6 protein-coding genes and 2 pseudogenes are annotated in these 8897 nt (G+C 67.9%); 3 read left to right on the plus strand and 5 right to left on the minus strand.

What is annotated here, in order from left to right; all coding sequences use genetic code 11:
- Window positions 1-109 (plus strand): annotated as a pseudogene (locus ACYVL2_RS19800) (transposase); the annotation flags it as partial.
- A 367-nt stretch (window positions 110-476) separates the two neighbouring features.
- Here the strand turns inward: ACYVL2_RS19800 and ACYVL2_RS19805 are convergent.
- The 4 genes and pseudogenes from ACYVL2_RS19805 to ACYVL2_RS19820 all read right to left on the minus strand — a co-directional run.
- Window positions 477-1412, minus strand: a pseudogene (locus ACYVL2_RS19805) (hypothetical protein); the annotation flags it as partial.
- A gap of 143 nt (window positions 1413-1555) precedes the next feature.
- The gene (locus tag ACYVL2_RS19810) at window positions 1556-2434 is read right to left on the minus strand and encodes an SRPBCC family protein (RefSeq protein ID WP_460546538.1); all 879 of its coding nucleotides are present in this window, start codon (window positions 2432-2434) and stop codon (window positions 1556-1558) included.
- 105 nt (window positions 2435-2539) lie between these two features.
- Entirely contained in the window at window positions 2540-3424 is an 885-nt protein-coding gene (mqnP, locus tag ACYVL2_RS19815; protein WP_460546539.1) for a menaquinone biosynthesis prenyltransferase MqnP, read from the minus strand.
- On the minus strand, window positions 3417-4877 hold the full coding sequence (locus tag ACYVL2_RS19820; protein ID WP_460546540.1) for a menaquinone biosynthesis decarboxylase: 1461 nt from the start codon (window positions 4875-4877) through the stop codon (window positions 3417-3419). The genes mqnP and ACYVL2_RS19820 overlap by 8 nt, the downstream gene beginning before the upstream one ends.
- A 184-nt stretch (window positions 4878-5061) precedes the next feature.
- On the opposite strand from ACYVL2_RS19820, the gene ACYVL2_RS19825 reads away from it, so the two are divergent.
- Entirely contained in the window at window positions 5062-6654 is a 1593-nt protein-coding gene (locus ACYVL2_RS19825) for an MFS transporter (protein WP_460546541.1), read from the plus strand.
- A 14-nt stretch (window positions 6655-6668) separates the two neighbouring features.
- Window positions 6669-7301 (plus strand): TetR/AcrR family transcriptional regulator, encoded by a 633-nt coding sequence (locus tag ACYVL2_RS19830; protein WP_460546542.1) that lies wholly within the window; start codon window positions 6669-6671, stop codon window positions 7299-7301.
- Window positions 7302-7440: 139 nt separating this feature from the next.
- On the opposite strand, the gene ACYVL2_RS19835 is transcribed toward ACYVL2_RS19830, so the two are convergent.
- The coding region (locus tag ACYVL2_RS19835) for a glycoside hydrolase family 6 protein (protein ID WP_460546543.1) at window positions 7441-8897 on the minus strand (1457 nt) is incomplete at its 5' end.

The raw sequence follows: 8897 nt of genomic DNA on the forward strand, positions 1-8897 counted from the left end.
GATTCGCCGGGTGGTCTATACGACGAACATGATCGAGTCGATGAACGCCCGGTTCCGCCAGGCCGTGCGCCGGCGGGGCCACTTCCCGAACGACCAGTCCGCACTGAAGGACCCGGCTGATGATGGCTGCGGCCTGGGATCCCGGCGGCCACGAGGTGAAAAGTGTGCTTCTGGGCGTCGCGGACAGGCTTGGAGGCCAAGATGTATATTCGACAGCGACTTCCTCGCCCGGAGGCTAAACCGGTGATCTGAGGCACTAAGATACAGCGGGCTGCGGATATATAATAGCCTGTGACCAGGGTAAATGCAGGCCGTAAATTTGTAACCTTAGACCAGTGCTCGAGGTGGTGGGCCTCGGCCCATTCGACCGGTGCGCCGCATCCGCTCCAAGCGCAGCCTTCGGGCTGCTCGAGTTCGAGTTTGTGGCGGAGGGCGACCGTGGGGAGGCGCTTGCGGCGGCCGAGCTCGACCGCCTCGCCGGTGGAGTAGTCGAACACCGATGGGATGACTACGGCCTCGCAGGCCAGCATCCGGGCCTTCGCCACCGAGACGGGGCGGCCGTCGAGCATCGGGACGCGGCCGGTCGCGACTCCCCGGAGGGTGTCGATGTCGCAGGTGAGGTTCAGCAGCGCGGTGTGGCCGTGCCGCTTGGGGGCGTTCGGGTCGGAACCGTAGGAGGCGATCATCTGGTGCAGGGCTTCGGCGTTCCGGTTCGCGGCCGGAGGCAGTGCGCCGTCCTCGTCGGTGTCGTCTTTGCGCGGCGGCGGCACGGCGGTCTTCAGCAGCTTGGAGAACATCTTGCCGGTGTCAGCGGTCAGGCGTCCTTCGACGTCCCACATCCCGTCGGAGCGCTCGTGGATCTCGAGCCAGGCGAGGGTCTGTTGGGACATGTCGTCGAGGACGGCGCGTTCTTCGAACAGTTCGGCGCAGATGCGGTCGAAGTGCCCGGAGAGCTCCCCGAACGGCGCGTGGGCGCAGTATTCGCGAATGAGCGCTTCGGGGGTGTCGCACCGCACCGAGTCGTCGTAGGGGCTTTCGACTGGTCCGTCTTGGTAAGGGACTCGGGCGTAGACGGCGAGGCCTTCGCGTTCGAGGCGGCGCATTGCATAGGCGACGGCGTCGATTCGGGCGGTGCCGTCGAGTGCGGCCGCGGCGAGGCGCTTGAACTTCGGGGCGAGTCGGGCTACGGAGGCGAGGTCTCCGGCCACGGCCTTGTTGAAGTCGAAGGATTCGCGGATCCAGTCGCGGATGCCGGAGAAGCCGTCGCAGGTCTTGTGGAGCCCGGCTGAGGTGTAGGCGATGACGGCTTCGAGGGCCGCGGCCTCGCGGCGGCGGGAGGCCGCGGCGATGGCTTCGATCTCGGCGCGGAGTGCCGCGGCCTGGTCCTCGGTGGGGTTCAGAATCGCCGTCATTGCTCACCTCCCGTATCGAACTGGTCTGCGATTTCGGGTTGTTCGTGCTATGAGTCAATGATGGCGCGGGTTGGGGGGGAATGGCATCACTCTTAGGGTGGGAATGCTTTCATGTTCGTGCCGATTAAAGTCATAATGGACGATCATCCGCCGGTCGTCCGGGAGGCCTCACGCGCCACGTGGGCGACGGCTCCCGAGCCCCAGGCTTCGATGGCCGCATCGAGTTGGGTTTCGTCGCCGCCGTCCACCTCGAGGAAGAGGCGGGCGCCGTGGCCGGTGCCTTCGCCGAGGCGCAGCCGCACCTTGTCGCCGACATCGCCTTCGGCCACGTCGAATGCGAAGGTCCGCGGCGCGTCCACTTCGGTGACGATGCCGCGCAGGGACTCCGGTCCCCGGGTGGGGCGGAACTCCTCGCCGACTTCCGGTGCTCGCCGCTGTGCGCCGGTCTCGGGGTCGGCGCCGAAGAACAGGTCCCAGGCCGTCTCCGCCGGGCAGATCAGCTGCCGTTCGAACCGGGCGCTCCATCCGACTTCGGTGCGAGTCACTTCGGGGTCGCCGAGCCCGAAGCGCTCGGCGAGCTCCTCATGGCGTTCGAAGTTCGGCCCCGGCATGGCCGGTTCCTCGCCGTCGAGGACGCTGCCGAGGGCCGCCAGGCACATCTCCCAGCCGGTCGCGAAGCTCGCGGCGCCGGCGCGGTCGTCGAAGTGGTGGGTGAGGACGAAGACGGTCTGGTCGCCTTCTTCGACCAGCCGGAAGTCGAGCCGGTCGCCTTCCCAGGTGAAGGCCAGGAACTTCGGCGGATCGACACCGAGCACGCGCCCTGAGGTCGCCTCCTCTTGCCGCGCGCCGAATCTGATGTCGGCGCCCGCCTCCAGCTCGAACTCCGCTTCCGCAGGGAACCACTGGGCAAGGTGCTCGGCGCCGGTCACCGCCCGCCACACGTGGTCGATCGGATGGTCGTAGCGCCGCTCCACGCGGATCGCCGGACGTGAGCGGTCGGTGAGCATCACCGGATCGGCCATCGTGCCTCCTCCTCATCGCGCAGTTCGTACCAGCGTCGCTGAGCGTCCGCCCGGACGCTTCGGAATCACGAATCCCGCAGGATCGTGTCCGGGCCGCGCGGAGCGCTACCGCACGGCGAGGTCGAAGAGGGCGAACGCGAACAGGCCGATCGCCACGAAACCGTTGGCGGTGAAGAACGCCCGGTTCGCCCTCGACAGGTCGTGCGGCCCCACGATGCGGTGCTCCCAGATCAGGACCGCGCCCACCGCGACCAGGCCGATCCAGTAGGCCGGGCCGAAACCGGCCAGCGCCCCGAACCAGGCGAACATCACCCACGCCACCGCGTGCGTCGCGGTGGAGGCGATCAGCGCGGCCTTGACGCCCCACTTGGCGGGGGTCGAGCGCACGCCGATGCGGCGGTCGACGTCCACGTCCTGGCAGGCGTAGATGAGGTCGAAGCCGCCGATCCACAGGCCGACGGCGAGGCCGAGGACCATCGCCGGGCCGGAGCCTTCGAAGGTGCCGGTGACGGCGAGCCAGGCGCCGACGGGGGCGACCATCTGCGCCAGGCCGAGGACGGCGTGCGGGTAGTCGGTGAAGCGTTTGGCGTAGGGGTAGACGATCAAGGGCAGTACGGCCAGGGGACTGAGGGCCAGGCACAGTTCGTTGAGCATGCCCGCCGAGACCAGGAAGACCACGAGGCTGACCGCGCAGCCGATGTAGGCGGTCCGCAGGGAGACCTTGCCGGTGACCAGTTCGCGGGCGGCGGTCCGGGGGTTCAGGGCGTCGATGCGGCGGTCGATGATGCGGTTCGCGGCCATGGCGAGGGTGCGGCCGGAGACCATCGCGGTGGTGACGAGGACGAGGACGCTCCAGCTGTAGTCGCCCGCGAGTTCCATCGCGGTGAGGGTCGCGAGGTAGGCGAACGGCAGCGCGAAGATCGAGTGCTCGAAGGCGACGAGTTTGAGGAAGTCGCGGACCGGGTTCGGTCTGGGTGCTGTGTCAGTCAATTCCGTATTCTTTCCAGCGGCGGTCGACGGTGGCTTTCACCGCCGAGCTCATCCGCGTCGGTTCGGGCCAGCCTCGCGTGTAGCCCTCTTCGGGCCATTTCGCGGTCGCGTCGATGCCGGCCTTGCCGCCCCAGAACTGGTGGTACGAGGCGTGGTCGAGGTGGTCTACGGGGCCTTCGGTGAGCTGGAGGTCGCGGGAGTAGTCGACGTTGCCGAGGGCCCGCCAGGCGACTTCGCGGTAGTCGTGGACGTCGCAGTCGGCGTCGACGACGACGATGAGCTTGGTGAGGCTCATGAGTTGGAGGCCCCAGATGGCGCTCATCACCTTCTGGGCGTGTTTGGGGTATTTCTTGTCGATGGAGACGATGACGCAGTTGTGGAAGCCTCCGGCGTCGGGCATGTCGTAGTCGACGACTTCGGGGATCATGAGCTTGATGAGCGGCAGGAAGATCCGTTCGGTGGCCTTGCCGAGTCCGTAGTCCTCCTGGGGCGGGGCGGAGGTGATGATCGTGTGGTAGATCGGGTTATGGCGCATGGTCATCGCTTCGATGTGCATGACCGGGAACGGCTCGACGGGGGTGTAGAAGCCGGTGTGGTCGCCGAAGGGGCCTTCGGGGAGGCGCTCTGCGGGTTCGGCCCAGCCTTCGAGGACGATCTGCGAGGTGGCGGGGACCTGGAGGGGCACGGTGAGGCAGTCGACCATGTCGACTCGCTCGCCGCGCAGGAATCCGGCGAAGAGGTATTCGTCGATGTCGGGCGGCAGGGGCGCGGTCGCGGCGTAGGCCATGACCGGGTCGGGGCCGATGGCGACGGCGATGGGGAGGCGTTCGCCGCGTCGTTCGGCTTCGGCGTAGTGGCCGGTGGAGTTCTTGTGGATCTGCCAGTGCAGGCCGAGGGTGCGCTCGTCGTGCTGCTGGAGCCGGTAGAGGCCGACGTTGCGCTTTCCGGTCTCGGGATGTTTGGTGTGGGTGAGCCCGAAGTTGTGGAACACCCCGCCGTCTCCGGGCCATACTTGGAGTCCGGGCAGGAGGTTGAGGTCGACGTCGTCGCCCTTGAGCACGACCTCCTGGCACGGGGCCTTGCGGATGCGCTTGGGCGGCACGGATTTGAGCTGCATGAGCTTGCCGAGGCCGTCGCGGATGCCGGCCCAGCCGACCGGGAGGTCGGGTTTGGCCAGTTCGCCGATGCGGTGGCCGATGTCGTCGAGGTCGCGCACGCCGAGTGCTCTGGCCATGCGCGGGAGGGTCCCGAAGAGGTTGATCGCCAGCGGCATGTCGCTGCCGGCGGGGTTCTCGAACAGCAGCGCGGGTCCGCCGTCGCGGATGACGCGCTGGGTGATCTCGGAGATCTCGAGGTTGGGGTCGGCTTCGGCGGTCACGCGCTTGAGTTCGCCGTCGGCTTCGAGCGCGGCGAGGAAGGACTGGAGGTCGTCATACGGAAATTTCGCGGCCACGTGGCCCATTCAACCACTTCGTGCCGCGTTCGGGAATTGGGAAAGACCGGCTGTGGCGCCGCCGGTGCGAGGAGCGGCTCTCCGTGTGACATGTATTACGATACGGTACCGTACCGTTTCGTAATGACCTAGGCTGTTCCCCAACACCACATGCAGCGAAAGCCATACGCAGAATGGAAACCCCGTGACTGAAACCCGTTCCGACCCGATCGACGAGGACACCGGCCACCCGCGGCGGTGGGCCGTCCTCAGCGTCCTGGTCGTCAGCCTCATCGTCGTCGTCCTCGACAACACCGTGCTCAACGTCGCCATGAAGACCCTCGCCGACCCCAACGACGGCGTGGGCGCCGCTCAGAGCGAACTGGCCTGGATGATCAACTCCTACACCCTCGTCTTCGCGGGCCTCCTGTTCGCCGCCGGCGTCATCGGCGACCGCATCGGCCGCAAACGCATGCTCCTGGCCGGCCTGGTCGTCTTCGGCGTCGCCTCACTGCTGTCGGCCTACTCCTCCACACCCGACGAACTCATCTGGTACCGCGCCCTCATGGGCGCCGGCGCCGCGATCATGATGCCCTCGACCCTCTCGCTGCTGCGCGCCATCTTCTCCACCGAAGAGTTCCCCAAGGCGCTCGGCATCTGGACCGGCGCGGTCGGCATCGGCGGCGCCATCGGCCCGATCGTCGGCGGCGCGCTCCTGGAGCGCTTCTGGTGGGGCTCGGTCTTCCTCATCAACGTCCCGATCGTCGTCTTCGGCATCATCGCGATCCTCCTCCTCGCGCCCGAGTCCAAGGGCCGCCAGACGCGCCCCGACCTGGTCGGCATGACCCTGTCCATGGTCGGCCTGGTCAGCCTCACCTACGGCATCATCGAAGCCGGCGACTCCGGCTCGTGGACCGGCATGGAGGTCTGGGGCACCATCGGGCTCGGCGTGGCGGTCCTGATCGGCTTCGTCCTGTGGGAGCGGCGCATCCCCCACGCCTCCCTGGACATGTCGCTGTTCAAGAACCGACGCTTCTCGGCCTCCTCTGCGATCATCACGATCACCTTCTTCGGGATGATGGGCCTGATGTTCTTCATGACGTTCTACCTCCAGCTGCTCCGGGGGTACACGCCACTGGAGACCGGCCTGCTGTTCCTGCCGTTCGGCGCCGCAATGCTCGTCTTCGCGCCGCTCTCCAACACCATGGTGAAGCAGTTCGGCGCCCGCACCGTCGGCATCGTCGCGATGATCCTGGTCGGCACCAACTTCACGGTCACCGCGCTCGTCTTCGACGCCGACACGCCGCTCTGGCTCATCATCGGGCTGTTCCTCATCACCGGCATGGGCATGGCGAACCTCATGCCGCCGGCGATGAACACCCTCATGTCCTCGGCGCCCAAAGACCAGGCCGGCGTTGCCTCCGCGCTGGCCAACACCCTCCGCCAGACCGGCGGGGCGCTCGGTGTGGCCGTGCTCGGCACCGTCATGGCCCAGGCCTACCGGTCCCAGATCGCCGACACCGCCCCGCGGCTGCCCGAGGCGGCCCAGTCGGACCTGCCCTCCACCTACGGAGCGATCGAGTCCGGCGCGGTCCCGCCCGAGGCGGTCGGCCAGGTGACCGCGGCCGCGAACACGTCGTTCATCGACGCCCTGCACACCACCGCGTTCACCGCCATCGGCGTCGCCGTGCTGGGCCTGATCGTCATCGCCGTGTTCTTCCCCGGCAAACCCCGTGAAGCAACGCCGCCGCCACCCAAGCCCGAGCCCGCCGTGGCGACCGCCGCGAACGAGGCCTGAGCGACAATAGGACCGTGAAACCCGAGCAGCTCGACGACGGAACGTGCGCGCGGCCGGTCGGCAGAGGCCGGCCGCGCAGCGCGGCGGCCAGCCGCGCCATCATCGACGCGACCCTGGACCTCATCGCCGAAGAAGGCCAGATCGGCGCGGTGACCATAGAGGCCGTCGCCGAGCGCTCGGGCGTCTCCAAAGCCACCATCTACCGGCGCTGGTCGAACAAGGAAGAGCTCGTCGCCAGCGCCGTCGACAGCCTCAAGTCGCCGATAGACCTGGAGCTGCCGCACACCTCCGTGCGCGACGACCTCGACGTCATCACCAAGAACATCCGCAAGGACTTCTCGCCGCGCGAGCAGGCGATCCTCAACTGCGTGGCCTTGGAGCTGCGGACGAATCCGGAGCTGCGGAGGTTCCACGAGGAGTTCCACCGCCGCCGCCGCGACATGGTCCGGCGGGTCCTGCGGCTCGGCATCGAGCGCGGCGAGCTGCGCGAGGACATCGACGTGGACCTGGCGGTGGTCATGCTCGTCTCGCCGATCCTGTCGATACAGGCCTATGACAACCACCCCGAGCTGCAGACGCCGGACCTGGCCGAGCGGGTCATCGACCAGCTGCTGCGCGGCCTCCAGGCGCGGCCGGACCGCCGCTGAGCGAGAGCGCGGCGGGCAGGGACCGAAAAGATCGGGGCCCCGCCGTCCCGCGGGGCCCCGACTTTCGGAAGGAACCGAGAATTCGGTCGATGGGAGCGACTCGGCGGCCACTCACTGGCGCCGAGCCGCTCACCGGGATTTAGTTGATCGGCGGGTAGGCGTTCGCCAGCAGCTCCTGGAACTGCTCGGAGGACCAGTGGCCGGAGACCGGCATGTCCGGCCTCGCACCCGACGGGTTGTTGCCGTTACGGACGTTGCCGCCGTAGTCGGGGTCGCACATCTCGTCGAAGCCCTTGCCCTCGTCGTTCTCGATGTACTCCGAGGAACCGTCGGACTCGCCGGGAGGCTTGATCCACACGTAGGCGTCGATCTCGGGCTCCGGGTTCACCTGCGGGCGCTCGCCGAGGCCGGCGCCGGCCTGGTTGCACCAGTTGCCCTTCTGGAAGCGGCGGTCGATGCGGGACTCGTCGACGAAGGTGTCGACGTCGTTCGAGCTCGACGGACCGGTGGGCCGGTCGGGGCCGCCCCAGCCGTTGCGCGAGGTGTCGATGAGCATGCCCACGCCGTCGTCGAAGCCGTTGGCCACGAGCTCGTCGCGGAAGGACTGGGCGAACTCGAGCTCGCCGTTGAAGTCGTTCCAGTCGACCCAGCTGGCGTTCTCCTGGATGATCTGGCCGCCGACGGTGTCGGTGACGTCCCAGTAGGGCTCCTCCAGCACCGAGTAGTTCGCGGTGTTGGTGATGAAGCCGTGCACGTCGCTGGCGGTGGCGCCTTCACGGCCGAGGACCGATGCGAGCATCTCCGCGGCGGCGTAGAAGTTGTCGTACTCGGGGTTGTCGTCGCCCCAACCGATCCAGCCGTGGTGGCCGGCGTCGATGTAGTTGTACGTGTTGGGGAGAGCGCCGAGCTGCGACACCGCGTAGGCGACGCCGTTCTGGTAGTTCTCGTTGGCGAGCATCTCGTCGCAGTTGTCGGTCGCCGTATCACGCGGGGAGATGTTGGTGACCAGGTTCGGCAGCGAGTCGATCTCGATGACGTTGACGATCCGGAGGCCGGCGTAGGCCGGGTCGCTCTGGATGTCGACGATCGGGTCGATGTACTCGTTCTTGTACCGGTCGATCTCGTCCGGGCCGAGCTCGCCGTTGGAGGCGAGGGCGGCGCAGTCGCGGCCGGGCAGGTTGTAGATGACGACCTGGATGAGGTCGGCGCCCTGGGCGACGGCCTCGTCGAGGTGGTCCCTCAGACCGTAGGAACCGGTCGTGGGGGAGTCGTTGCCCTCGATGGCTCCGATGCGGTCCATCCACACACCGGTGGGCTCGTTGGCGACCGCGTCGCCGCCGGGCTCGGCGGCGGCGTTGGCCGACCAGATCGGGTTGACGTAGACGTCGGCCCCTTCATAGGGGTTGTCGACCTTGTCACCGGTGGGCGGCGGGTCGGTCGGGTCCGGGTCGGTCGGGTCCGGGTCGGTCGGGTCCGGGTCGGTCGGGTCCGGGTCCGTCGGGTCGGGGTCGGTCTGGCCGTTGCAGACGTCGCCGTTGATGGAGATCTGGCTGGGGGCGGCGCTGCTGCCGCTGCCGACGAAGCCGAAGACCTCGC

It is taken from the genome of Glycomyces halotolerans, from assembly GCF_054779575.1.